Genomic DNA, 714 nt, shown 5'->3' on the forward strand with positions numbered 1-714 from the left:
TGCTGGTGGAGCAGGTTGTGGCGGTGGAGCAGGTTGTGGCGGTGGAGCAGGTTGTGGCGGTGGAGCAGGTTGTGGCGGTGGAGCAGGTTGTGGCGGTGGAGCAGATGATAGCAATTTTAAACATTTTTCTAGGATTCCAGAGCTGTCTCTTCCATACTTTCGCTTTTCAAACTCTGCACGTGCCACTTCTAGAACATTGCATAAACTTGATGGATCTGCGTCTACACGTGTTTTAGAATGATCCACCACTGCATGTGCCAAATTTATCATTCCCCAAATGGTAATCATTCCTGTTATAATAAATCGCTTTTTCATATATTTGCTCGCTTGATTTCGGCAGGGATTGTTTTATTAATAGGTACACGGTTCCTATCATTGGGCTGTTTTAGCTTTGGTGCTAATGCACAAGCTGATAAAATGTTTGCAATCAAAATTATAAGAATGACCAACTTCATTTTAATATGACTCTTTTTTACTATTATATAGATCCTGATGTTTGTTGTCATTATTATAATTTTGACATTAAAGTAAAGTGTATAGTTTACGATAATTGATCTTTTCTTAATTTCATTTTTTAATTTATGAAAATAGCTCAATTTCAGTGCGAATATTTTTTACTGTAGGATTGGATATCCTCGTTATTTTGTCATATGGATATTAAGGGCGTCTGTTACGGGAACCATTGCTTTTTATCTCATCTAGTTTCTATGTCTC

Annotated in this window: 1 protein-coding gene and 1 pseudogene; both read right to left on the minus strand. The window is 37.4% G+C overall.

Going from position 1 to position 714, the window contains the following annotated elements; genetic code table 11:
* Positions 1-315: pseudogene (locus ACFIKG_RS09640) on the minus strand (hypothetical protein); the annotation flags it as partial.
* Positions 312-455 (minus strand): TrwH protein, encoded by a 144-nt coding sequence (locus ACFIKG_RS09645; protein ID WP_375652237.1) that lies wholly within the window; start codon positions 453-455, stop codon positions 312-314. The gene ACFIKG_RS09645 and the pseudogene ACFIKG_RS09640, both read right to left, overlap by 4 nt.
* Positions 456-714 lie beyond the last annotated feature (259 nt).

It is taken from the genome of Bartonella sp. LB28NMGDW (assembly GCF_042194435.1).
GTDB lineage: Bacteria > Pseudomonadota > Alphaproteobacteria > Rhizobiales > Rhizobiaceae > Bartonella > Bartonella grahamii.